The organism is Vibrio sp. Scap24 (assembly GCF_013394185.1).
In the GTDB taxonomy this organism is placed as follows: Bacteria; Pseudomonadota; Gammaproteobacteria; order Enterobacterales; family Vibrionaceae; genus Vibrio; species Vibrio pomeroyi.
Genome location: NZ_CP041333.1, coordinates 934,643 through 958,620, shown reverse-complemented (window position 1 = coordinate 958,620; position 23,978 = coordinate 934,643). Strand labels below are relative to the sequence as shown.

21 protein-coding genes and 2 pseudogenes are annotated in these 23,978 nt (G+C 43.4%); 8 read left to right on the top strand and 15 right to left on the bottom strand.

Annotated elements, in window-relative coordinates:
* Window positions 1-55 precede the first annotated feature (55 nt).
* The gene (locus tag FLM53_RS19730) at window positions 56-1,960 is read left to right on the top strand and encodes a diguanylate cyclase (RefSeq protein WP_176679735.1); all 1,905 of its coding nucleotides are present in this window, start codon (window positions 56-58) and stop codon (window positions 1,958-1,960) included.
* Window positions 1,961-2,035: 75 nt separating this feature from the next.
* On the opposite strand, the gene FLM53_RS19725 is transcribed toward FLM53_RS19730, so the two are convergent.
* Window positions 2,036-2,641, bottom strand: coding sequence for a beta-phosphoglucomutase family hydrolase (locus FLM53_RS19725; RefSeq protein ID WP_176679736.1), 606 nt, complete (start codon window positions 2,639-2,641; stop codon window positions 2,036-2,038).
* A gap of 87 nt (window positions 2,642-2,728) precedes the next feature.
* Between FLM53_RS19725 and arfB the strand changes: the two genes are divergently transcribed.
* On the top strand, window positions 2,729-3,139 hold the full coding sequence (gene arfB, locus FLM53_RS19720; RefSeq protein WP_017630397.1) for an alternative ribosome rescue aminoacyl-tRNA hydrolase ArfB: 411 nt from the start codon (window positions 2,729-2,731) through the stop codon (window positions 3,137-3,139).
* A gap of 70 nt (window positions 3,140-3,209) precedes the next feature.
* Here arfB and FLM53_RS19715 read toward each other — a convergent pair whose 3' ends face one another.
* Window positions 3,210-3,527: a helix-turn-helix transcriptional regulator gene (locus FLM53_RS19715; RefSeq protein ID WP_017630398.1), complete on the bottom strand. Its 318-nt coding sequence runs from the start codon at window positions 3,525-3,527 to the stop codon at window positions 3,210-3,212.
* Window positions 3,528-3,728: 201 nt separating this feature from the next.
* On the opposite strand from FLM53_RS19715, the gene FLM53_RS19710 reads away from it, so the two are divergent.
* The gene (locus tag FLM53_RS19710) at window positions 3,729-4,055 is read left to right on the top strand and encodes a hypothetical protein (RefSeq protein WP_029236416.1); all 327 of its coding nucleotides are present in this window, start codon (window positions 3,729-3,731) and stop codon (window positions 4,053-4,055) included.
* Window positions 4,056-4,157: 102 nt separating this feature from the next.
* Here FLM53_RS19710 and FLM53_RS19705 read toward each other — a convergent pair whose 3' ends face one another.
* The 3 genes from FLM53_RS19705 to FLM53_RS19695 form a co-directional block, all read right to left on the bottom strand.
* Window positions 4,158-5,234 (bottom strand): trypsin-like serine protease, encoded by a 1,077-nt coding sequence (locus FLM53_RS19705; RefSeq protein ID WP_176679737.1) that lies wholly within the window; start codon window positions 5,232-5,234, stop codon window positions 4,158-4,160.
* A gap of 264 nt (window positions 5,235-5,498) precedes the next feature.
* On the bottom strand, window positions 5,499-6,632 hold the full coding sequence (gene gcvT / locus FLM53_RS19700) for a glycine cleavage system aminomethyltransferase GcvT (RefSeq protein ID WP_176679738.1): 1,134 nt from the start codon (window positions 6,630-6,632) through the stop codon (window positions 5,499-5,501).
* Window positions 6,633-7,079: 447 nt separating this feature from the next.
* On the bottom strand, window positions 7,080-7,703 hold the full coding sequence (locus FLM53_RS19695; RefSeq protein ID WP_017064652.1) for a helix-turn-helix domain-containing protein: 624 nt from the start codon (window positions 7,701-7,703) through the stop codon (window positions 7,080-7,082).
* A gap of 440 nt (window positions 7,704-8,143) precedes the next feature.
* Between FLM53_RS19695 and FLM53_RS19690 the strand changes: the two genes are divergently transcribed.
* From FLM53_RS19690 to gcvP, 3 genes are all read left to right on the top strand, one after another.
* On the top strand, window positions 8,144-9,436 hold the full coding sequence (locus FLM53_RS19690) for a serine hydroxymethyltransferase (protein ID WP_017064653.1): 1,293 nt from the start codon (window positions 8,144-8,146) through the stop codon (window positions 9,434-9,436).
* A 51-nt stretch (window positions 9,437-9,487) separates the two neighbouring features.
* On the top strand, window positions 9,488-9,868 hold the full coding sequence (gene gcvH, locus FLM53_RS19685) for a glycine cleavage system protein GcvH (RefSeq protein ID WP_017072176.1): 381 nt from the start codon (window positions 9,488-9,490) through the stop codon (window positions 9,866-9,868).
* Between the two features lie 89 nt (window positions 9,869-9,957).
* On the top strand, window positions 9,958-12,837 hold the full coding sequence (gene gcvP, locus FLM53_RS19680; RefSeq protein WP_171349496.1) for an aminomethyl-transferring glycine dehydrogenase: 2,880 nt from the start codon (window positions 9,958-9,960) through the stop codon (window positions 12,835-12,837).
* Between the two features lie 830 nt (window positions 12,838-13,667).
* Here the strand turns inward: gcvP and FLM53_RS19675 are convergent.
* Both FLM53_RS19675 and FLM53_RS19670 read right to left on the bottom strand, forming a co-directional pair.
* Window positions 13,668-14,102: a hypothetical protein gene (locus FLM53_RS19675; protein ID WP_176679739.1), complete on the bottom strand. Its 435-nt coding sequence runs from the start codon at window positions 14,100-14,102 to the stop codon at window positions 13,668-13,670.
* Window positions 14,103-14,187: 85 nt separating this feature from the next.
* A complete protein-coding gene (locus tag FLM53_RS19670; protein ID WP_176679740.1) occupies window positions 14,188-14,826 on the bottom strand; it encodes a hypothetical protein in 639 nt (212 codons plus the stop codon).
* A 391-nt stretch (window positions 14,827-15,217) separates the two neighbouring features.
* Here FLM53_RS19670 and FLM53_RS19665 point away from each other — a divergent pair, with 391 nt between their 5' ends.
* A complete protein-coding gene (locus FLM53_RS19665) occupies window positions 15,218-16,600 on the top strand; it encodes an MATE family efflux transporter (RefSeq protein ID WP_176679741.1) in 1,383 nt (460 codons plus the stop codon).
* Window positions 16,601-16,697: 97 nt separating this feature from the next.
* On the opposite strand, the gene FLM53_RS19660 is transcribed toward FLM53_RS19665, so the two are convergent.
* Both FLM53_RS19660 and FLM53_RS19655 read right to left on the bottom strand, forming a co-directional pair.
* Window positions 16,698-17,258: a type II secretion system protein gene (locus FLM53_RS19660; RefSeq protein WP_256099328.1), complete on the bottom strand. Its 561-nt coding sequence runs from the start codon at window positions 17,256-17,258 to the stop codon at window positions 16,698-16,700.
* A gap of 298 nt (window positions 17,259-17,556) precedes the next feature.
* Window positions 17,557-18,441, bottom strand: coding sequence for a LysR family transcriptional regulator (locus FLM53_RS19655; RefSeq protein WP_176679742.1), 885 nt, complete (start codon window positions 18,439-18,441; stop codon window positions 17,557-17,559).
* A gap of 153 nt (window positions 18,442-18,594) precedes the next feature.
* Here FLM53_RS19655 and FLM53_RS19650 point away from each other — a divergent pair.
* Window positions 18,595-19,202 (top strand): annotated as a pseudogene (locus FLM53_RS19650) (short chain dehydrogenase).
* A 102-nt stretch (window positions 19,203-19,304) separates the two neighbouring features.
* Here FLM53_RS19650 and FLM53_RS19645 read toward each other — a convergent pair.
* The 6 genes and pseudogenes from FLM53_RS19645 to FLM53_RS19620 form a co-directional block, all read right to left on the bottom strand.
* Entirely contained in the window at window positions 19,305-19,931 is a 627-nt protein-coding gene (locus tag FLM53_RS19645) for a LysE family translocator (RefSeq protein WP_176679743.1), read from the bottom strand.
* Between the two features lie 225 nt (window positions 19,932-20,156).
* Window positions 20,157-21,017: a delta-class carbonic anhydrase gene (locus tag FLM53_RS19640; RefSeq protein ID WP_176679744.1), complete on the bottom strand. Its 861-nt coding sequence runs from the start codon at window positions 21,015-21,017 to the stop codon at window positions 20,157-20,159.
* A 352-nt stretch (window positions 21,018-21,369) separates the two neighbouring features.
* Complete coding sequence (locus tag FLM53_RS19635; protein WP_176679745.1) at window positions 21,370-21,810, bottom strand: hypothetical protein; 441 nt, start codon at window positions 21,808-21,810, stop codon at window positions 21,370-21,372.
* 134 nt (window positions 21,811-21,944) lie between these two features.
* Window positions 21,945-22,322, bottom strand: a complete 378-nt coding sequence (locus FLM53_RS19630) for a VOC family protein (protein ID WP_176679746.1) — start codon at window positions 22,320-22,322, stop codon at window positions 21,945-21,947.
* A 224-nt stretch (window positions 22,323-22,546) separates the two neighbouring features.
* Window positions 22,547-23,233, bottom strand: a pseudogene (locus FLM53_RS19625) (PPC domain-containing protein); the annotation flags it as partial.
* Between the two features lie 184 nt (window positions 23,234-23,417).
* Window positions 23,418-23,774: a hypothetical protein gene (locus tag FLM53_RS19620; protein WP_176679747.1), complete on the bottom strand. Its 357-nt coding sequence runs from the start codon at window positions 23,772-23,774 to the stop codon at window positions 23,418-23,420.
* Window positions 23,775-23,978 lie beyond the last annotated feature (204 nt).

Sequence of the window (23,978 nt, the reverse complement as noted above, 5' to 3'; positions counted from 1 at the left end):
CACATTAAAAACCCTATAAAATATATAGTATTGCGCTGATTCTTTGAGGACAGTGATGAATACGAGTATAAAGAAACTAGTCAGCCAATTTCTGTGCACCATATTTGCCCTAGGATTAGTCCCTGCCCTCTATATCAACTCTGAATTCGACAGAGTTGAAGCTCAGCACACGCTGAATATCAAACAGTCTAGTCAAAACCAAATCGAATACAGCTTTCACGAGCTCGCTGTGATTGTTGAGCAAATCTCAAACTCGGTTCCCTCTATTGCAGATTCGCAAACCCTCCTCCGCGCAATCAACGAACCGTCAACTATCCATAAAGAAACACTGCAAGATCTCTGGGTGATGCTTGCTCGAGGCCAAAAGTACTATTCTCAGTTACGCTACCTCGATATAAAGGGCAACGAAGTATTCCGTGTTAACTACAAAGACGGAAAAGCAATCGTAGTCCCAGATAACGAACTGCAGAACAAATCTTCTCGTGATTATTACAGGGCGCTACAAGAACTAAAGATTGGTGAGGTGAGCTCTCGCGGCATTGACCTAGAAGTTGAAAATGGAGAAATCGTTCGCCCTTTGATTCCAGCGCTTCGAATTATGACGCCTGTCGCTGAAAACAACCGCATCATTGGTTACTTCATCGCAAACCTGAATATGCTTGAGATCTACAAGCGCCTTCACTACCAAATTGGCGCATCGTCTGCTGTTCCGATTATTCTCAACAAAACCGGACACATCATTATGGGGCCGGATCCTGCGGAATCTTTCGGACATGTAATTGAGTCACGTTCAGAACAGACTTACGCAAAGTTATACCCAGAGCTTTGGACAGCGATTCAAGACAAGACATCTTCGAGCTATTTTGATGGCAAGAACTGGTATTTCCACTCTGATATCAGCCCGAAGATAAAACAGTTCGAAGGCCCAATCTACATGGTTCTTCATATTGAAAATCAACAGTTCAATAGCCAATACCAGCGTGAAAACCACGCGATCTTTGTCCAGATAGTGACCCTAACGATTTTAATCTCGATGATTTCGGCAGGCTTTGTGCTTTGGAATCAAAACCACAAGAAAAACAGTATTGAAAGCCAGTTAGCCAAAGCGGCAATGAACGGCATGTCTGCCCTTGTTATCACTGACAGAAACAACCGCATCATCAAAGTAAATCAAGAATTTACCCGAGTCAGTGGCTACGACCTAGAAGACGTTAAAGGCCGCCAGCCATCGATGTTTGCATCTGGCCGCTACAATCAAGAGTTCTACATTAAGATGTGGAGCATCATCAAGAAACAAGGCATGTGGGAAGGCGAAGTCGTTAACCGACGTAAAGACGGGTCATTGATCACGGAGATACTCCGAATCCAAACCATCAAAGACTCAAAAGACGTGATTCAATTTTATGTCGCATCATTTGTCGATATCAGTAAGCATAAGGAACTCGAAAACAAGCTAAGAAACCTCAGTGAAAAAGACGCGTTAGCCGGTTGTTGGAACCGACGTAAGTTCGATCTTGAACTTCGCGACGAATGTTCTCGTGTAAACCGTTACCCTACCCGTGAACAATCTTGTTTGGCTATCTTAGATATCGACCACTTCAAACGCATTAACGACAGGTTCGGTCACGACTATGGTGATCGCGTGATTCAAACCGTCGCTCAGGTATTGCAACGTGAATGCCGAGAAACCGATTTTGTGGCTCGTATTGGTGGTGAAGAGTTTGGTGTCGTTCTGCCACACACAACAACAGAAGAAGCCGAATACGTGCTTAATAGACTTCGAATTGCCGTTAGCCTTGAGTTAGACAACATCGTTACCGTCAGTGCTGGTATTACTAACCTGACGAGCGATCCTGCCCTTAACTACAAATGTGCCGATCTAGCGCTATACGAAGCGAAAGCCGCAGGCCGTGACAGCGTGTGCCTGTTCCTAGACAGTGAGATGAGCGAAATCGCCTAGCTCGAATGTGAAAACTAGGCGAATGTGACTACTAGGCGAGTCTAATCAGTAGGCGAACGTTCCATCGATATCCAATCAGTTAGGCGTTGGGTGGAACTCTAACTTGTTCCCTTCAACCACTAGAATACAGTCCATATTTGCCGCATGAGCAGCCTGCTTACCTAAGTTTGTATCTTCGAACACTACACACTGTTTAGGTTGCAATCCCATACCGAAACACGCATCTAAGAAAGTATCAGGGTTTGGCTTGTGATTCTTCACATCGGTCGCTGTCACTAAGATATCAAGCTTGTTTAGAATGTCCGTTTTATCTAATAATTGCTCTGCGCTTTTACGTTGACTGCCTGTCCCTACAGCGATCTTCTTATTTCCGAGATGTTCTAACAACAGAGAATGCGTACAAGGGATAACGTCACCTTTGTCTTCAATGGCAGCGAATGACGCCATCTTGAACGTGGAAACCGCTTGTGGGTCGAGCGACAAGCCGTACTTGCTGTTCACTTCGCCCGCTATCTTATAACTCGGCATTCCACCTAAACTGTGTAACCAAGACGCTTCAAAATGAAAACCAAACTCTTCTGCTGTTTGCTGCCATGCTTTCACATGAGCAGGCATTGTATCGATCAACGTACCGTCCATATCAAAGATTAATCCTTCATACGCCGTTAAATCTATTTTCATCACTACTACCACTCTTTAAGAAAGTTACTGATACCATAACCAATATTCAGTATCATGACCCCATATTACCGTTCAAAATGGATGTTTATGTTACAAATATCTAACTCTGTTTCGATTCAGGACTGGGAACTTCAGTTAACTGCGATCAGAGCACAGGGAGCAGGCGGTCAAAACGTCAATAAAGTATCAAGCGCGATACATTTACGTTTTGATATCAAGCACTCTACCCTACCTGATTTCTATAAAGAAAAGCTCCTCGCACACAAAGATAGCCGCATCACCAAAGACGGTGTGATTATCATTAAGGCGCAACAGTATAGAACTCAGGAACAAAACCGAGATGACGCTTTAGTGCGCTTGAAAGAATTGATCTTGGAAGCGACAAAGGTTCAAAAAGTAAGAAGAGCTACAAAGCCAACGCGTGGCTCTCAGAAAAGACGTTTAGAAAGTAAGAAACAAAGAAGTACCACCAAACAGCTACGTGGAAGAGTGAACTGATTGTTTCATGTCCCCCCATTGAGCGTATCACCCATGAAACAACCGTTCTAACTCTGTTATTAGAAACAGACTACTTCTGTTTTTTGACCGATAAAATCAGTTTAATCAACAACATTCTCTCTTCGCTGGTCAGTAAGCGACTGACCGCTGCTACATCTTCTGCAGTCGCTTGCGATGCACCCACAATATCAAGCACGACATCCAAATCAGTCACTTTCAGAGTTCTTGTGATCGAACGGTACTGAGACATTTTGATGTCCGCTTCTCCGCGTTCAATACGTTGGTAAGTCTTTAAGCTCATTCCTGCACTTGAGGCTAGTTTTTCTTGCGACAAATTAGCTTGCTTTCTGCGCTCAATCAGCGCCATGACTATGGGCTCTTGTGACATTAGCTTTTCCTCATTAGACAGTTATGACCTAAATTCAGCAAGAAGCAGACCATATTGACTCGCAACGGTTTACATACGCCATCAAAGGCATATTATCCAATTATTAAAAAACGTTACGTATCATAAACTTTCACGCTTTGTTCGGTCGTGAGCGTAAAGGCTAGAAAACTTGAAGACTCAAGTGTTGGGAAATAATAAAAATTGCATATTGCGAATAAGAAAGACGTCAAATTGGAAATTGCGAATCGCTATACATTGGCATTTCCTTGCATTAGTCACGCATTAGAATCAGACAATCCCCGCCCAGAAATTATTGCAATACAACATAAGCTACTCACGTACAAAGAGGTGTTGCTGCACGGGAACATGTTGGAAGGTAAGGAATTAAAGCAGGCTTTTTCTGCATTGAACGAAAATGAAAAAGGTGTAGCGCAAGGTGGGATTAAAAGCATCAATGCTGCGATAAAAGAGATGGATGAGATTCTAGAAAGATACAGCCGTAAAGCGGTTATCGAGCTGAGTAACTAGTTCGACAAGCAACTAAACAACTGTAAATCTACAAACCTGCAAAAGCAAAAAGTCGACGCTATCGTTAGATAAAGCGTCGACTTGTTCAAAATATTGAAAGCTCTAACGTTTAACTGCTTTTCTAACGCCAGCAATCAACATCAGCATACCTAACAAACCAAATGAAACACTACCACCACTGCTACCTGAGCCAGTTGATGTACGGGAATTTACATAAGCCGTTCTCTTGGCATCAGTTGAAACAAACTTGGCAGTTTCAGTACCAGCTATAACGCTATCGATCCAAGCTTCATAGTCGACGATCTCAGTGAATACAGATGTCACTTTCACGCCCGAAGTTATGCTACCGCCACCACAAGTTTCAGGGCCAAAACTGGTAATACCAACCTGTCTGTAGTCAGCCCCATCCTTCCAATACACTGGGCCTCCGGAGTCACCCTGGCATGTACCACCATATAGCCTAGTGAACACACTATAATCACCAATAAAACAGATTTGATTTTCAGTTAACGCAGAACCATCTGTAAAGGCTGAAGCACAAGTGCTGTTATCCACGTAGTTAAGTGGCGCTTTCTGTAATATCGTTGTGGCATCAAAGTCAGATTCCGTATCACCATGACCAACAGCAATAAATTCATTTACACCAATTCGATAGTTAGCGTTTGACGGTCGCTTAACAACATCATTAACTGAATCAATATTTAGTGCACTTTCTAGCTTAAGAATGGCAACGTCATTACGTAACAAATCATTCAAACTGTTGGAATAATCATCGGGATAAAACACCTCAGACACACGAGATTTCTGGATGTTACCGTTAGGGAACTGAGAGGTATCTTGTAGCTGAGGGACAACAGAAGTAAACAACTGCCCTTCTTCATTACCGTAAATACAGTGTGCTGCTGTTAAGATGTGCGTTGGATCTAAAATTGTTGCACCACAATAAGCCCCCGTTGAATAGACGCCATCATAGTCAATTCGATCGATGAACAGACTCGCCATCGAAGGAAACTCAGCGACTGTCGCATCGCTACCATTCACAATATAAGGTGTTACACCCACGTCAGGAGTACTTTCGACCGTGTTTTCCATCGCCATAACACTTGATGTATAAATCAATGGCGCTAAAAGCCCTAAAACGGCTTTACGAACTGGACTCATTGTATGATTCACATTCATAGATAACTCCTTGTAACCCCTACTACTTATTTACAATATTGATGAATAGCCACCATAACACGTCCCAACCTTCAGTATAGTAAGTATTTGTAACGATATTGCCACATCTCTCATTTTATAAACCAATTTCAAAGTAACAGTTCTTGATGGTCACTTATCAAATCAATACGCGGCAATAAACAAAAAAGCCTACTGTTGATCCCCTCGATATAGAGAGGCCAACAATAGGCTTTCGTTATACTTGGTGCTTTCTCTTAAAGGAGATTAGCCACGGTAGTAACGTTGAGGTACGAATGGCATTTTTTCTACTGTCATTGGTAGCTTCTTACCACGAACTTCAGCGAATACTTCGGTGCCGATAGTCGCAAGATCAGTACGAACGTAAGCCATTGATACTGGCTTACCAGCGTTAGGACCAGCCGTGCCGCTTGTTACTACGCCAATCTTGTTGTCTTCAGCATCGAACAATTCAGCGCCTTCACGTACTGGAGCTTTAGTTTGGCCCACTAGACCAACACGCTTGCGTTGAACGTCTTTCGTTGCGATTTGCTCAAGGATGATATCTGCACCAGGGAAACCACCTGCACGTTCACCGTCAGTACGACGCACTTTTTGAATGCCCCATAGAAGGCTAGCTTCTACTGGAGTCGTTGTTGTATCTAGGTCGTGACCGTATAGACATAGACCACACTCAAGACGAAGTGAATCACGTGCGCCAAGACCAATCCACTCAACTTCAGCTTCTGCAGTTAGCTTACGCGCTAGTGCTTCAGCGTGATCGTTCGGTACAGAAATCTCGTAGCCATCTTCACCCGTGTAACCGCTGCGGCTCACGATGCATTCAACGCCATCGATATCCACTTTTTGAACGTCCATGAACAGCATGTCTGCAACGCTTGGTTGGAAACGAGCTAGAACTTCCGATGCTTTAGGGCCTTGAAGTGCTAATAGAGCGCGGTCATCAATCACTTCCATTTCTACGTCTGCAGGAAGATGTGCCGTTAGGTGATCGATATCTTGTGTCTTACAAGCTGCATTCACAACAACAAACAGGTGATCACCTAGGTTAGCAACCATCAGGTCATCCATAATGCCGCCCTGCTCGTTAGTAAAGAACGCGTAGCGCTGCTTACCAGAAGGAAGATCGATAATATCTACAGGAACCAAAGATTCTAGGACAGCAGCTGCATTTGCACCATGTAGACGAAGTTGCCCCATGTGAGAAACATCAAAAAGACCGGCAGCATCACGAGTGTGTAAGTGCTCTTTCTTTACACCTAGTGGGTACTGAACTGGCATGTCGTAGCCAGCGAAAGGAACCATCTTTGCGCCTTCTTCAACGTGAAGTGCGTGCAGTGGTGTTTTTAGTAGGTCTTGATTAGCGTGTTCTTGAGTCATTTTATTCTCCATGAAGCGTTGCAGGCTTTCCAAATCGAATCTGCCGCTTATATCTCTATTTAGAGTCGCTTCTAACGCTAGGTCTCAGCATTAGAAACAGTAGATAGTAAAAAGTGATGTCTTTTATATAGGCTTATATAGTTAGCGTTATAAAAATAGATAGCTGTACAAAAGCTCTACAACTCACTTTTTAAGAATTCACTTCAGTAAACTTCAATCAACATGAGTAAACCGTGTTCACTATAGTAAACAAGCCTGAGTCAGTTTTACACCCTTAACAAGATTAAAACAGCTCAAAATGTGACATTTAACAATTTAAAAACAATTATTCGATACATACAAAAACGCGATATTGATGATTTTCACATCAATATCGCGTCATTTGGCAAACGTTAGAAACAAAAGCAAACGTTTGCATCCACTATAAGAAATTCTAATTTTGTTAACTTATTTTGCAGTGACCCACAAAATCAGCGCATCTTCTGTACTAGTAGAAATCAACATGTGGCCCATATTGGCGTCGTAATACATGCTGTCGCCTTCACTCATTGGCACAGGTTCGTAGAATTCTGAGTAGAACATCACATCACCGGAGATAATCATTAAGAACTCTTCACCATCGTGACGAACCCAATCATTATATTCTTCAAAAGTACGCGCTCTTACGCGGCTTTTGAATGGCATCATCTTCTTGTTAGAAAGCTCAGTCGCAAGCAGTTCATGCTCATAAGTCGGTGTCGGGTGAGGTTTTCCCTGGCCTGCCTTAGTTAAGTCACGACGTCCTGTCGCGACTTTTTTCCTTGGTGGCTCAAAGAGTTGCGGCATATCAATTTGCAAACCCATCGCTAATTTTTGCATAGCCTGAAAGGTTGGCGAGATTTGTTCATTCTCGATTTTGCTGAGCGTAGAACGCGCCAAGCCCGTTCTTTGACTTGCTTCTTCTAGCGTGATCCCAAGCTTGCCGCGGATATCTTTAATACGCTGGCCAAGCCTAAGCGGTTCTATGTTCTGGTCTAACGTTTCTTTCGCCAACGTTAAAGATGGGTACTCATCATAAATGTCTTCTGACATAGGTCCCTCATTATGTCCTTACTTCCTGTCTATTCATGTCATTGTTGCATGAAGCGCTTTGTTGATTAAAGAGCACACACCGAAATAAAGCGTGCTCCCTGTAGCAAAACAAGAAAAGTTGTTTCCTATTGGAAATTTATGTTGAAAATTGATTTTATCGGAGCTATGTTATCGACTTGTTAGATGAAGAGATGCTACTTCAGCTTGTCGCAAATGATAGTTTTAACATTTGTAAGAGCTGTTTTTTACCCGAACTTTTGGGAACAAATTCGTGCTGCATTGACCCTACAACGATCGCTTAGACGCTGTAAGAGTATATTTAAAACGCAATTAACGTTTATCTGTACCTATATAGCGCAAACGATACCGATGCAGAAATCAACGTAAGACCTAATGGACTATAAAAACAATCACCATTAGCTTAATGAAAGGTCTCGACAATGAACGCTTACCAAAACCATAGCTTAGACAGTTTTTTCTCTACGAACCTATCTGCGACTGACGACGCAGTATTTGCTGGAATCCAAGCAGAGAACACTCGTCAAAACGAACAAATCGAACTTATTGCTTCTGAGAACATCGTATCTAAAGCAGTAATGCAAGCTCAAGGCACCTGCCTAACCAACAAATACGCTGAAGGCTACCCAGGCCGTCGTTACTACGGTGGTTGTGAGCACGTAGATACAGTAGAAGCTATCGCAATCGAACGCGCTAAGCAGCTGTTCAAATGTGAATACGTAAACGTACAGCCTCACTCTGGCGCTCAAGCAAACGGCGCAGTTAAACTTGCCCTACTTCAACCTGGCGACACGATCCTAGGTATGTCTCTTGACGCTGGTGGTCACCTTACACACGGTGCACGTCCTGCAATGTCTGGTAAATGGTTCAACGCAGTTCAATACGGCGTAGACCGCGACACTCTTGAAATCGATTACGAAGCAGTTCGCGCTTTAGCTATCGAAAGCCAACCTAAAATGATTATTGCTGGTGGTAGTGCTATCCCACGCGTTATTGATTTCGCTAAGTTCCGTGAAATCGCTGACGAAGTTGGCGCTATTCTAATGGTTGATATGGCACACATCGCAGGTCTTATCGCGACAGGTGCTCACCCTAGCCCACTACCACACGCACACGTTGTTACCACAACAACGCACAAAACACTTCGTGGCCCACGCGGCGGTATGATCCTGACTAACCACGAAGACATCAACAAAAAAATCAACTCTGCAGTGTTCCCTGGCCTACAAGGCGGCCCACTAATGCACGTTATCGCAGCTAAAGCAGTGGCGTTTGGCGAAGCACTTGGCCCAGAATTTAATACTTATATTGATTCAGTGATCGACAACGCAAAAGTTCTTGCTGAAGTGTTGCAAACTCGCGGTTGTGACATTGTGACTGGCGGAACAGACACGCACCTAATGCTGGTTGACCTTCGTCCTAAGGGCTTGAAAGGTAACGTAACTGAAGAAGCATTAGAGCGTGCAGGGATCACATGTAACAAAAATGGTATACCATTCGATTCAGAGAAGCCTATGATTACTTCTGGCATTCGTTTAGGTACGCCAGCTGGAACCAGTCGTGGTTTTGGCACTGAAGAATTCAAACTTATCGGTGAATGGATCGGCGATGTACTTGATGGCTTAGTTGAAAGCCCTGAAGGCAACGCTGAAGTTGAGCAACGTGTTCGCAAGCAAGTTAAAGAGCTTTGCAAGCGCTTCCCTCTTTACCGTTAGACCGTTTTTAAGATTTAAATTAAAACCTCATAAATTTTTGGAGAATAAGCAATGGACAATACACTAAAGTTTGCAGACAGCCACGAGTGGGTAAAAGACAACGGTGACGGTACTGTAACTATCGGTATTTCTGAGCACGCTCAAGAGATGCTAGGTGACGTTGTGTTTGTTGACCTGCCTGACACTGACGACGAAATCGAAGCTGGCGAAAGCTTCTCTCTAGTTGAGTCAGTGAAAGCTGCTTCTGATATCTACGCACCAATCTCTGGCGAAATCGTAGAAATCAACGAAGAATTAGAAGATAGCCCAGAGCTAATCAACGAAGAACCTTATGAAGGTGGCTGGATTGTTAAAGTGAAGATGTCTGATGCGTCTGAACTAGACAACCTTAAAGATGCGGAAGAATACCTAAGCTCTATCGAAGAAGACTAATAGGTAACCTCATTACGATAAAGCTGCTCTTTTGAGCAGCTTAATTTTAGGGGCTAGCTCACGGCTCCAGAGAGAAAGTAGAACATATCATGACTGAATTACTTCAAAGCCAATTACTGAAAGACCTGGGTACTCAAAACGAGTTTGTTGCTCGTCATAACGGCCCAAATAAAGCAGACCAGCAAAAAATGCTTGAAGCGATCAACGCGACTAGCCTAGACGCACTGATCGACGAAACGGTTCCTGCACAAATCCGTCTTGAAAAACCAATGACACTTGCTGCTCCACTGAGCGAAATGGACATGCTGACCTCTCTTAAAGAGATCGCTAACCTAAACCAAGTGAAACGTACTTTCATTGGCCAAGGCTACTACAACACATTCACTCCAAACGTTATTCTACGTAACGTTTTAGAGAACCCAGGCTGGTACACAGCTTACACACCATACCAACCAGAGATTTCTCAAGGTCGTCTTGAAGCTCTACTAAATTACCAACAAATGGTAATGGACCTAACAGGTATGGAAATCGCAAACGCATCACTTCTTGATGAAGCGACAGCGGCTGGCGAAGCTATGACACTGTGTAAGCGTGCTGGCAAAAGCAAGAGCAAAGTATTCTTCGTTGCTGACGATGTTCACCCTCAAACACTAGAAGTTGTTAAAACTCGTGCTGAGTACATCGGTTTTGAAGTAATGGTTGGCGCTCTTGAAACACTTCCAGAGCAAGACGTATTTGGTGCATTAGTTCAATACCCTGGTACAACAGGCGAAGTTCGTGACCTAACAGACATCATTGCAAAAGCTCAAGCAAACAAAACGCTTGTAACCGTTGCAACTGACCTACTCGCTTCTGCTCTACTTAAGCCTGCGGGCGAAATGGGCGCAGACGTAGTTATCGGTTCAGCACAACGTTTCGGTGTTCCTATGGGTTACGGCGGTCCACACGCTGCATTCATGGGTACTCGTGAAAAGCATAAGCGTACAATGCCAGGTCGTGTAATCGGTGTATCTATCGATACTCACGGTAACCAAGCGCTACGTATGGCAATGCAAACTCGTGAGCAACACATCCGCCGCGAGAAAGCGACATCGAACATCTGTACAGCTCAAGCACTTCTAGCAAACATGGCGTCTTTCTACGCGGTTTACCACGGTGCAGAAGGCCTACGTACTATTGCTCGTCGTACACACCATATGACAGCTATCCTAGCAGCTGGCCTGACTAAAGCGGGTTACGAGCTAACAAACAACAGCTTCTTCGATACCATCACAATCAACTCTGAAGAGAAGACAGATGCACTGTACGCGAAAGCGCAAGCAGCAGACATCAACCTTCGCCTTCTTAAAGGTAAGATCGGTATCAGCTTAGATGAAACTACAACGATCGACGACGTGAACGCACTGTTCGCTATCTTCGACGTGAAAGAAGACGTTCAAGCACTATCTTCTGACATTGCATCAAACGAATTTGCAGCAATTCCAGAAAACTGCCGTCGTGAATCAGAGTTCCTAACTCACCCAGTATTCAACACGCACCACAGCGAAACGCAAATGATGCGTTACCTAAAACAGCTTGAGAACAAAGACTTCTCACTAACGCACGGCATGATCCCACTGGGCAGCTGTACAATGAAGCTGAATGCTGCTGCTGAGATGATTCCAGTAACATGGCCTGAGTTTGGTTCAATTCACCCATTCGCACCTCTTGATCAAGCTGCGGGTTACACTGCACTAGCGAAAGATCTTAAAGAGAAGCTATGTGAAATCACTGGTTACGACGATTTCTCACTACAGCCTAACTCTGGTGCATCTGGCGAATACGCGGGTCTAATCGCGATTCAACGTTACCACGCAAGCCGCGGTGAAGGTCACCGTAACGTTTGTCTGATTCCAAGCTCTGCGCACGGTACTAACCCTGCAACAGCATCAATGGTTTCTATGAAGGTAGTGGTTGTTAAGTGTGATGAAGATGGCAACATCGACATGACAGATCTAGCAGCGAAAATCGAGAAGCACAAAGAAAACCTATCAAGCATCATGATCACTTACCCTTCTACGCACGGCGTATACGAAGAGCAAGTGAAAGAAGTGTGTGAACAAGTACACGCAGCGGGCGGACAGGTTTACCTAGACGGCGCAAACATGAACGCTCAAGTAGGCCTAACTTCACCTGGCTTCATAGGTTCAGACGTATCTCACTTGAACCTACACAAAACATTCTGTATCCCACACGGTGGTGGCGGTCCGGGTATGGGTCCTATCGGTGTTAAATCGCACCTAGCACCTTTCCTACCAGGTCACATCGAAAACGGTGTACAAGGTTCTGACTACGCGGTATCAGCGGCAGATTTAGGTAGTGCTTCAATCCTACCTATCTCTTGGGCTTACATCGCAATGATGGGCGAACCTGGCCTAACAGACGCAACGAAAGTAGCGATTCTGAACGCGAACTACGTGATGGAAAAACTACGTCCTCACTACCCTGTTCTTTACCGTGGCACTAACGGCCGCGTAGCGCACGAATGTATTATCGATATTCGCCCGCTTAAAGAAGACACAGGCATCAGCGAAGAAGATATTGCTAAGCGTCTAATGGACTTCGGTTTCCACGCACCAACTATGTCTTTCCCAGTAGCTGGCACACTAATGGTAGAGCCAACTGAATCAGAAGATTTAGAAGAGCTAGACCGTTTCTGTGAAGCGATGATCGCAATCCGTCACGAAATGGCAGCAGTGAAAGCGGGTGAATGGCCACTAGACAACAACCCTCTAGTGAACGCACCGCACACACAAGTTGACCTTTCAGGCGCAGAATGGGATCGCCCTTACTCTCGCGAACTGGCTTGCTTCCCATCGAAAGCAACGAAGAACTCGAAGTACTGGCCTACTGTTAACCGTGTAGACAACGTATACGGCGACCGTAACCTAATCTGTTCTTGCCCAAGCATCGATAACTACGAAGACTAATTCGTAGCGGCGCTAAGCAGCAAAACATAACAAAAGGCGAACCAAATGGTTCGCCTTTTTGTTGCCTGAAATCCAAGGTTCATAAAAGCATTGACCTTACCGTAAGGGAAAGGTTTAAGGTGATATGACATTCACGACAAACTAGGAATTAATTATGGGATGTTGTAACAAAGCGCCAAAAGGTGGTGCACCTCTTGGCTTACTTCTAAAAGTCACGCTTGGGATTGGGCTATTTGTGTTTCTGCTGGCGTTGTGGCAGTGAGAGGCTTATATGGCGCTAGATTTGCAGTTAAGAAGTGATGGTATGGACACAATAGATAGCGCCAAGTTGATATTGGCGCCATAGTTGTCTGGTAGATGTTTACCCTATTGGCTTACATGTGCCTAAAAACGTACTTTGATACTTATAGGATTCAATTATACCTTGCTTATCCGTGATAAAGGTATATGTACAACTGTCGTTGAAAGTCCTATATTCCGCCTCAGTCACCCCATCGTCTTTAAACTTCATTTAGTAGGGTTCCCCTCACTGTTGTACAAGCTTATTTATATGATGCCGGTTCAACTTTCACCAAAGTAACTTTCACCCACGAATAACGAACAGCCACTTAGGACAAGCGCAAAAACTAAACTCAGCAGCCTTAATCTCATAATTGTTAATACGGACACGAAGATAACAATTTAAAGATAAAGCGCAACTGTAGGCAAGACAAATGACACTAGGCCTCAGTGTAAGCAACGCTGCAACTTCGCTTAATTTTGGCGCCGTAAACACTTAGCTAAACCCAAACTGAAAATACCAAGCATGATGAGTCAGTTTTAAACGCTTTTCATAATCCGATCCGCCCTCGTTGCTTAACAAGCTCTTTTGCATGTCCATCAGCTCGAAGCCACGCAAATTCAAAACAGTAAATAGGGGTTGCTAAGAACATCCCAAGCCAAAAGTTACTTTCTAATAACTTGGCGTAATCTGTTTGAATTAATAAGTGAACGTAAAAGAAGATTACGCCCCAGAACAACAGAAAGTAGATATGAGCAGTAACAATTTTAAATGTTACCGCAGAACTATTTTTCCTTGTAACACGTAGGTGCCTTAACTTTTTAAGACGTCTCTTCCTGAAGAAACCTTTAATTGGAGCAAAGCACTTGCCTCTAACAACACCACCAAGTTTCTCTAGCTTCAAATCGATATACGGCGATATTTTGGGAATTAGATATGAAATAATCGCACCGATAACTAACCCAATAAAAGTATTACTATCCAACCTTATACTCCATTGTAAAATCTTGGCTTATAAAACCGCGTTAAGCGGATTAAATTGTTGCTTAAAATGTGTAACGAAGCGAAACTTAACCAAAGGTTTTAGTCCCGTTTAAATGCCTTGTTATGCGTTTTTCTCGTGATTTCACATACCCCCAAATTAGTGAGTCTAGGATTTTCTGATCAGAAAAATCACTTGGGGAAAACTTCTTTCTGAAGTAACAGATGGACTCACTTATTTCGTTTGAGAGATTCGCTTCTTTCTGCTCATAACGTAGATAATCTACTAAGGCTATTGAAGCCTTTTTTTTCTCATCATAAGCTGCGCTATTTTCAGGAATAAAGTAGAAATCACGAACTTTAGAGTCATATATTGGAAAAATACCATCAATCATATGCATAAGTTTCGTTATAAATGAGAATTGAAAAGAAGACTTCTCACCGGCTTTGTCAGTGGTTACACCATCAAAATGATCACAAGCTTCAGCAAAGGATAACGCGCTATTATTTTTATTCTTCTCTAAATATTCAAAGTATTTTTTATTGAACTCAGACTCTGGAGAAATGTATCTCATAACCCAAAAATTACGGTACTTTTTTTGATATTCAATATCTTCAGCAACATTTATAAAGTTCAAGCTAGTCATTAGATAATCATAATCATTGACATGATCTTGCCCAATTTCTTGTAGAACACTTTCGATTTCATTTCGGATAGGACGATACATTAAATAAACCTTTTGCGAATAACAGCTATTAGACCTAAAAATGCTGCATTTGACAGAATCTTTCTATCTAGTTCCTTATGCCACCAATTGTACTAGCCTTTGTCTTCCCATAACAATAATCTATACCTAAGCCTTAGTGATTAGCGTAGCAAATGTTAAATTTAACTGACTCGCATGATTCCCAAAAAATCATTAACTTACGCGCGCTAACCCTGTGTTTTAACCATCAGAACCTGTGACTATCTCAAAGCGAGTTGAACTCTATAAGTCCAAACCTTGACCCTATACGGTAAGGTGTTTATATTGTCGCCCGCCCAACGGGGCACATCCTAAAATGCACACCGGCCATCCTGCCATCACTGGTGCATTTATATTGGTGTTGTGAACTTCCATGCTAACGAAATTTCGTCCTTTTACTCGTGAATCGGGTGCGCTTATGCATCTTTCGGTTCCAATCATTTTGACTCAAATAGCTACCCAAGCGATGGGATTTGTCGATACGACAATGGCTGGCCAAGTAAGCCCTGCCGACCTCGCCGCTATTGCACTCGGCACAAGCCTTTGGATTCCTGTGTTGCTGTTACTGCGTGGCGTGATTATGGCGTTAACGCCTGTTGTCGCTTACCACCGCGGCGCACGCGACTTTCAAAGTATCTCTGTTGAATTCTTCCAGATGGTTTGGTTGGCATTAATTGCTAGCGTACTGCTTATCGCTTATTTGGTGAGTGCGAAACCGATCTTAGAATGGATTGGCGTAGCCGCTGAGATCATTCCAATTGGCAGTGACTATGCGTTTGCCCTAGCCTTTGGTGTACCGGGTATTGCCCTGTTCTACACCTTGAACGGCTTCTGTGAAGGTATGAACAACACCAAAGTGCCGATGATCATTTCGGTAATTGGTTTGCTGATTAATATTCCAGTCAACTACGTCCTTATTTACGGTAAGTTTGGCTTCCCTGAAATGGGCGCTGTGGGTTGTGGCTGGGCGACAAGCTTAGTGTATTGGCTAATGTCGGGAATGCTCTACTCCTACATTAAAGGTCATCACCACTACAAAACCATCATCAGCTTTGCTGACGCAAAACCAAAAGCAAAAGAGATGCTTCACCTTCTAAGGTTAGGTTTACCTATTGGTATGAACATCGCGGTATGTGGCAGCATCTTTGCGGTAATCGCATTGATGATTGGCCGTATTGGTGCAGAGAACGTGGCAGCCGCACAAATTGCTCTCAATATATCGAGCCTAACTTACGTGATTCCGATGAGTATCTCTTTTGGTATTACGATTCGTGTTGGGCACGCTTTGGGTGAAAAAGATGAACTTGGCGCGATTGAGCGCAGTAAAGTCGGTATCTTGGTTGCGGCGTTGATTTCATTGCTTTCAGTAGCGATGTTCCTGCTGTTCCCTGAGTGGATCATTAGGCTTTACACAACCGACCCTACAATAAGCGCAACAGCAGCAGTATTGTTGACCTTTACGGCGATGTACCAATTCAGCGATGCATTGCAAACGTCTGCTAACGGTGCACTGCGTGGCTATAAAGACACTAAAATCCCGATGATCTTAGCTATCGCTTCATACTGGGGCTTGGCACTACCACTAGGCATGGTATTGGGCTTAACAGACCACATTGTTCCTGCAATGGGTGAAGAAGGCTTCTGGATTGGTATTCTGACGGGCTTGAGTGTGTCAGCGGCTCTTATGCTACTTCGCTTACGTTACGTGATTAAGAAGCGTGACTTGCCGCCAGCAGATGCAGCAATAGCAAATTAAGAAAAATCATCAAGCTAATACAAAAAAGCGCGTTATTGCTGCTCGGCAATAACGCGCTTTTTTATTGAATTTCTACAAGTCAGTTAATGTGTTTGGGTTAACATTCGTCGTTCACTACACGAACGGTACATTCACAACCACCGACTGGACACTTGCTTGTGTCCTCACGGCCAAAAGAGTCATAAAGAACATAACAACCAGAAGGTAATGAATCGTCGGCTATGTGGTTTCTATCGAGGTCTGCTTGACTAAAGGGCTGAGTAAATCCCACTACCGTGTGTCTGTTGCCTAATTCAGAGATTATACTGTCATCGTCTGACAAGGTCAGGAAGTGGAGCATATTCAATTTATCACCAGACTCCCCCTCACTTTCAGGACATAGCGTTCCCCAGTCGACCTCAACTCGGCCGATACCGAAATCGATCACATAGTTACTTTGGTCATCTGGGTTTTCTGCACTAGGGTTAAGCCCAGCAATAATGGCCTTAGAGGTTACTTGTGTGATCACCCCTTCCATTGCACCTGCGACACCTTCAAGTACTGCTTCTCTCGCTGACTCTTGGATATTAAGAAACCTCGGAGCTGCTGTCACAGCTAAAACACCGAGTATCACGATAACAATGATTAATTCCATTAACGTAAAGCCGTTTTTCTTCATAACACCCACATCAGCTGATAACTAAAAGATTCAATAACTCAATGAATTACCACTAACTATACATCTTGAATAGCACACTTAAAACTCAACTTAATTTTCTATAAGCCATCTAGATTTAGTCAATTTTATAACTTTAAATCTCTCATACTTACTGGAAGTATTGTCACATAAGGCGTGAATGGGTTTTCTATCAGTAATATTGTAGGAAGAACTTGAGTTAGACACTGATTAAGTTTGATCCATTTCTTTGAGCCCACGCATGATTCAATGATCGACTGAAACGACTTCTTGTTCCTGACTATTCAACTTCTAACAACGATGTGACCCATTTTTGTAACGGATCATCGTTGTATCTTGGGTGCCACGCCGCTATCACATCGAAACTCTCTGGTGATTGCTCCATTGGAAGTGTGACTAGATTCAGCCCTTCTATCGCTCTGGATGGTAAGAACGCAATCGAGTCAGTGGTGTTTAAATACATGGGCACGATGGAGAAACACGGAGCGGAAACCACGACATTGCGCTTTAAGCCAAACTTGCCAAACCATTCGTCAATCGACCCTTTAAAGTTTGGGCGAGATGGTGAAGCGATGATCGTCGGATAACTCGCGACCTCTTCCAATGAAGGATTTGTGTGTGCGATAGATGAATGCGGCGAGGTGACGCAAACATGGTGCTCTTCAAACAACTTAATGACCTTATAGCTATCTGGAATGTAATCAGGGAATGCGATAGCTAAATTGACCTTACCGCTTTCCATTAACTCGTGCAGGTTATCGATTTCGAAATCACGCACAATCAGCTTTAATTCCGGCGCTCGCTCCCTTAGCTTTGCTATCAAGCTCGGTAAAATAATCTGCTGGGCATAATCTGTCGCCGCAATCACAAACGTCCCTTTTGCTTTCTCTGGCACAAAGTTAGTCTTTGATAACAGTAAGTTGAAATCGATAAGCAGACGATCTACACCAACAGAAAGTTCTTGAGCAAATGTCGTTGGAACAAAGCCATTAGTCTTCCTCACAAACAACCTATCGTCGAACACTTCACGCAGTTTCTTTAGATGCTCACTAACGGCTTGTTGAGTCATCCCTAATTGGTTGGCAGCTTTAGACGCGTTCTCTTCACGTATTAGCGCTTGGAAAACCCTCAGTTGTTTGATGTCTAATCGATCTAATTTGCTCACACTTACCTACTTCCGTGAAATTGCATTCTGTATGAGTGTAACACTGCACAAGAAAAACCAGTAACACTCACAATTAAGCTTTGTTTCTACTTGTTTAGCCATTTAGTTAAAGTTCTTCCATCGAAACGAAACGCATACAGATCGGAGAACAACATGAAAACAATCATTCTAATTGGCGCACGTGGCAAGATGGGTCAAGCAGCACTAATGGGCTTAGGCAATCATAAGGTAATCACAGCGGGTCGCTCTGGCGATGTCGACCATATTGTTGATATCACTGACCCCCAGTCGATTGAAGCACTTTACAAGAACGTGGGACACTTTGATGCGGGTTTGTGAATACCGTCGGCCTTTGCGAATACAACACCTTTGCAGATATGACAGAAGAACAGTGGATGACCACGGTAATGAGCAAAATGATGGGACAGATTAATCTTGTTCGTATCGGCCAAAAGTACATTGCTGATGGTGGTTCAATTACACTGATTAGCGGCATTTTGAATGTGAAGCCAATACCTTTCGCTATTGCAGACGCAACCACCAGCGGTGCGATTGATACCTTCGTAAAATGTGTCGCTTATGAGATGCCAAGAAACACCCGCATCAATGTCATCAACCCTACCGTTCTTACTGAAGCATGGGATGTTTACGGTGAAATGATGCCAGGTTTTGAGCCCGTACCAAGCAAGTTAGTCGGCAAAGCATTCGAGCGCTCGGTCGATGGCTTCCTTACTGGTGAAGTGATTTTTGTAGATGCTTAACTTTACTAACAAAGCGTAAATCTATACGAGAAAGGCGAACCCATCGGTTCGCCTTTTTGTTTAATGAGTCGTGCTTAAAGAATCGAGCTTAACAAGCCATATCTATCGATTGATCGCCAAATATGATCCAGCCGCAATCATTATTCCACCAGCACTTTGGTTTAATCTTTTATGAGCTCGTGGCGTTTTAAGCAAACTTGCCATTCTGCCCGCGCCCATTGCAATGATCATTAAACCGGACATCAAAGCAACCGCGGCTAACACAGAAACCAAGACAATATCTTGTGAACGCAAAACCGTCAGATCAATAAAAGTCGGTAAGAATGAAATATAGAACAGAATCACTTTCGGGTTTGATGCTGAAATCAAAAAGCCTTGCGCGAAGCTGGTGAGTTCTGATTTCTGACTTTGCTTGGCTGCGAGCTCCGCTGAACCTTGTACTTCAGGTAAGCTCTTAAGCATCTTGTAGCCCAAGTAAATCAGATAAGCAGCACCAACGTAGCGAATCACCTCAAAGGCCAATGACCAGTTCTCAGCAATCGTCGCTAAACCAAAACAGGCAAGCGCCAGATAAATCAGATCACTGCAGATCATTCCTACAGAAAGAGAGATGCACTTTCGCCATCCATCAACCATACCACGAGCCAAAATCGCAAAGACACCTGGCCCCGGAGTAATACCAAATATAAACATGGCAATAAAGAATGTAACTGCGCCTTCTAATGACATTGGCTTGTCCTTACTTATAACCCAACATGATTGGTCACGAACGTATCATGGAGTTTCGATTCAGGTAAAGAGTGTTTTGACCCACGACGATTCAAACCGCTCATGTTTGAATAACTGTCACACGTAATTTCCCCACCAAGCACCCAGTGTTTATCTAAGGTAACAAAAAGGCGAACCTAGTGGCTCGCCTCTGCAAAATATTGAGTACAAATCAAGGTAACAAGATTAGTTCGCCATTGGTGACAACAACGCAGGGTTAACCACCAAGTTTCTCACACCGTGAGCGTGGTCTTCATTAAAGTCATTGCCTTCACACCAGTTCCCCACTGTCGCGATGTTTACTTTCGCTACTTGTGGACGAACGCTCCATGTTACTTGGAAAGGTGAACCTTGCTCGTTATAACCTGGACCCGTTGTTGAACCCGCGTATTGAATCGCTGAGCCAGTATCTTGTGGAATGTTGGTTGCTTGGTGCAAACCATTCACTTTTGAGTGCTTAGCCAATGCTTCGAAGTCGAGTGCTTTGTCGTCATTCACTAATACGTAAACTTGAGTCTCAACACGCAGTTGCGGATTGGTAATCGCATCGTTGAAACAAGCACCAAGCGTTTCACCCGGTTCTACTTGTGCCGTTGAGTACACGTAATGCACTTCTATGGTGTCGCCCGAATACAAAGAGCCATGATCGCTTGGACAAACCTCACCCTCAAATGGTTTAAGCTCTGCATCACTCAACTTACCTGTGTATTTAAAACCACTCTGGAAGCCCTTACCATCGCCGTTGCCAGCGTATTGGGTAAACTCGCCACCTTTGTGTTCTGCGTTCTTATGGAAGTGGATATTACATAGGTTCATGGCTGTTGAATCTGGCGCATCCGAAAACAATCGAGCGTTTGTTCCTTCGGCTGAACCTAAATCGCGTGGCGCTTGTGGGCCAAAACCTTTTCCTTGCGTGTTTTCAGACAGGTTCGCTCTTTGTTCGGTGATGACACTGTCTGCTACCGACTCATGGCTCACGTCAGAAGCGTTTGCGTGAGCCGCTAACATAACCATCGCGACGCTTAAAAATGCACTCTTATTCTTCATATCTCTTCCCTAGAATATTGATAACTAAACCTAAATAACGGATTTCACTCGAGAACATACTACTATGCTCTCGAGTGAATATCAGACACTGTCTTTGTAAGATTAGATTTCGTTGCTTACTTTGGGAGGAGTATTAAAACACTCGATGCATATAACAAGTCGAACAGCGTAAATACGGCGTGCCCATTCCAGAACAAACAAATACCTGCTTTATTGACTGTCTCTTGACGCAAACCAACGAGCTGGTTGGATATGAATTAAAATATATCGATGGATAAGCATCTGAAATAAAAAGGCGAACCATATGGTTCGCCTTCTCGATGATTTGATGTACTCAGTAATAGCTATTCGATTAACCGTGGCCTGTGGCAAATATTCCAAAAGTCAGAACGTTCAAGGTGTCTGTGACTCCCTCGAGTGATTTTATGACTTTCTTAGTCGGCTCGTTGTTGAGCAATAGGTAACTTCCCAGCCCTTTTTCATTGTCGGTCTCGACTTCATCTTGTTTCGCTGCTACTTGAGATGAGTGTACTTCAGGTTCTTCAACCGCTTCTGAAACATTTTCTGCTTCTGCTTTAACGTTGGCACTAGTATCTTGAACTAAGGCCTCATTGGTCTCATTGGTCTCATCAATAGAGTCCGAAACACCATTTAGATTCGTATCCTTCTCGACACTGTTCGACAGAGCGTGTTCGTTGCTCAACGTCTTCTCATCGATCTGCTCATTACTCGTTGTAGAGCAAGCCGTTAAGAAAAACAGACTTACGATGAATGTGATTAGGTTTCGCACCATGACGATAAGGCTCGAATTAATAAAACATTGTTCGATTGTAATTTATTTATCTCTCTACATCCAGTATCAAGTGAGTTAAGAGCGCAGTTTATTGTTCCGAAAGATAAAGCAGAAGTGCAGGTTGAAGCTAGAACCTAATAGTTAGAAACCTCAATCAGATTACCATCAGGATCTCGAACATAAACAGAGACAATTTTACCCGTCGCCCCGGTTCGCGGCACAGGCCCCTCTTCTATCTCTATTTCGTTCGCTTTGATATGTTCGATTACCTCAATCATTGGTGTATTGGTAATAAAACAAAGGTCAGCACTTCCCGCTTGCACGTGCTTTGCTTTTGGTTCGAACTCATTACCTAACTGATGAAGGTTTATCTTGTGATTACCAAATGACAACGCCACGCGACCTTCACCGAATTGGATAGGCTTCATACCTAATACGCGCTGATAGAAATCTACCGTTATCTCTATATCTTTAACGGTTAGTACCAAGTGATCTAAATGACTGATTTCCAATTTAATCATCCTTGTGTCGTCGTTACTGAATATTGCGTGCTGAATGCCGAATAAGCCTTAGCCTTAGCCTTAGCCTTAGCCTTAGCCACAAACTCTAATGTCCAACGTGCTAACACAAGATCAGCATACATCTTCACCTCTCACTTTGAACGAATAAAGGGAGCACAGACTGCGCTCCCTTCTCATCAGTTTTAGCTAACTTAAATCACTTTAAGTCGTTTTAGCTAGTAACAAGCACCTTCAAATACCCAGTACCAATAATTGTTGAATGGGTCAGCTCCCCAGTTATCCGCAGACGCTGTGAATCTGTTGCCATAATATTGAATGGCTGTACCTGCTGGATAATAGTAATTTGGATTCCACTCTTGAAGGTTATCGCACAAGCCTTGTGGTTCAGGTTCTGGTTGAGGCTCTGGCTGAGGTAATTCAAACTCTGCGCTAACGGCCACGTAAGCATCCATTGAGCTTTGAGCGCCGTCCACCAACACGTAGATATCTTCACTTTGCACACCACCAAAACCACAATATTCATTGTTATCTGAGTTGGTAGAAGAGCAATCGTAGTCGCTTAGTGATGCAGGTCGGGCGATTGCGACATACAAGTCAACGTTACCGTAACCATGATAAGTCTGAATCCAGGCATCACTTCCAGGTACATTCTTTAAAACGAACTGTTGCTGGTCGTCACCACCACTTACAATTAGTGTTGGTACGTTTATCTCTAGCTCCACGACGCCGGGTGTTGGTGTTGGTGTTGGTGTTGGTGTTGGTGTTGGTGGATTAGGGTTCGGATTTGGCTGACCAGAGCCACAGTTTTGTACATCAATACCCACTTCTCTAAACGCAGATTTCACTGCAGAGGTCTCACAACCTAGCTTTTCAGCGGCTTTGCAAACCCCGTTGGCACCTTCCAAAATTATCCAAAAATTTTATGCTTCAAATCGTTACGGGATTAAGATTCGATATGGATTTTCAAATAACAGCGCCAACTCACCATCATAAAATTAAACTCCCGCATTCACCAAACAAGGTAACGAGCAAAACAATGATGAAAGTGTGTTGGCGGTGTGTATTGGTTAAGGTGTAGGTTGAGACTTAGTCTTTAGCTTTATTGAGTGTGTAAGTGATGATGCTATCGCCCTCTACCTTAAACGCCCAAGTTTTGTCGTCTTCGGTAAAATGATATTCACCCTCGGACGAAGTTGGCGTCAGATTAGCGATGAACTCAGATAGCTGAGGCTCGTTGATCACAAAACTCCCCTCAGAGGTATTGATGTCTAAATCGTTATTGACTTCAATCTGCGACGTTGAGCTAGGCAAGATGTCGGGTAACCAGCCTCTATCAAACAAATGATCCTGTTGAGCCAGTTCGTAAGTTGCGTACTCATCACTGACAACGTCAGAACAGCCCGAGAGTAAAAGTAAAATTGGGAGTAATAGTTTCGTTTTCATTTATTTCCATCATTTGAAGGCAAGGTCTTGTCCACTCTCTCAGTTGTATTCGAGTGAAAAACAACAAGCAAGGGACAAGTACAATCACAAAAACGACTTTATAAATTAATTATTATTCCCATTCAATTTAATTGACTTTATTTACATATAGTCCACATAAAAATCATTGATAATCATAGCTTTAAATGCAGAATCGACCTATAA

Bases quoted from the DNA above. Each gene is read 5' to 3' on its own strand.
- FLM53_RS19730 (WP_176679735.1), top strand. From the start codon at position 56: ATGAATACGAGTATAAAGAAACTAGTCAGCCAATTTCTGTGCACCATA.
- FLM53_RS19725 (WP_176679736.1), bottom strand. From the start codon at position 2,641: ATGAAAATAGATTTAACGGCGTATGAAGGATTAATCTTTGATATGGAC.
- arfB (WP_017630397.1), top strand. From the start codon at position 2,729: ATGTTACAAATATCTAACTCTGTTTCGATTCAGGACTGGGAACTTCAG.
- FLM53_RS19715 (WP_017630398.1), bottom strand. From the start codon at position 3,527: ATGTCACAAGAGCCCATAGTCATGGCGCTGATTGAGCGCAGAAAGCAA.
- FLM53_RS19705 (WP_176679737.1), bottom strand. From the start codon at position 5,234: ATGAATGTGAATCATACAATGAGTCCAGTTCGTAAAGCCGTTTTAGGG.
- gcvT (WP_176679738.1), bottom strand. From the start codon at position 6,632: ATGACTCAAGAACACGCTAATCAAGACCTACTAAAAACACCACTGCAC.
- FLM53_RS19695 (WP_017064652.1), bottom strand. From the start codon at position 7,703: ATGTCAGAAGACATTTATGATGAGTACCCATCTTTAACGTTGGCGAAA.
- FLM53_RS19690 (WP_017064653.1), top strand. From the start codon at position 8,144: ATGAACGCTTACCAAAACCATAGCTTAGACAGTTTTTTCTCTACGAAC.
- gcvH (WP_017072176.1), top strand. From the start codon at position 9,488: ATGGACAATACACTAAAGTTTGCAGACAGCCACGAGTGGGTAAAAGAC.
- gcvP (WP_171349496.1), top strand. From the start codon at position 9,958: ATGACTGAATTACTTCAAAGCCAATTACTGAAAGACCTGGGTACTCAA.
- FLM53_RS19670 (WP_176679740.1), bottom strand. From the start codon at position 14,826: ATGTATCGTCCTATCCGAAATGAAATCGAAAGTGTTCTACAAGAAATT.
- FLM53_RS19665 (WP_176679741.1), top strand. From the start codon at position 15,218: ATGCTAACGAAATTTCGTCCTTTTACTCGTGAATCGGGTGCGCTTATG.
- FLM53_RS19660 (WP_256099328.1), bottom strand. From the start codon at position 17,258: ATGAAGAAAAACGGCTTTACGTTAATGGAATTAATCATTGTTATCGTG.
- FLM53_RS19645 (WP_176679743.1), bottom strand. From the start codon at position 19,931: ATGTCATTAGAAGGCGCAGTTACATTCTTTATTGCCATGTTTATATTT.
- FLM53_RS19640 (WP_176679744.1), bottom strand. From the start codon at position 21,017: ATGAAGAATAAGAGTGCATTTTTAAGCGTCGCGATGGTTATGTTAGCG.
- FLM53_RS19635 (WP_176679745.1), bottom strand. From the start codon at position 21,810: ATGGTGCGAAACCTAATCACATTCATCGTAAGTCTGTTTTTCTTAACG.
- FLM53_RS19620 (WP_176679747.1), bottom strand. From the start codon at position 23,774: ATGAAAACGAAACTATTACTCCCAATTTTACTTTTACTCTCGGGCTGT.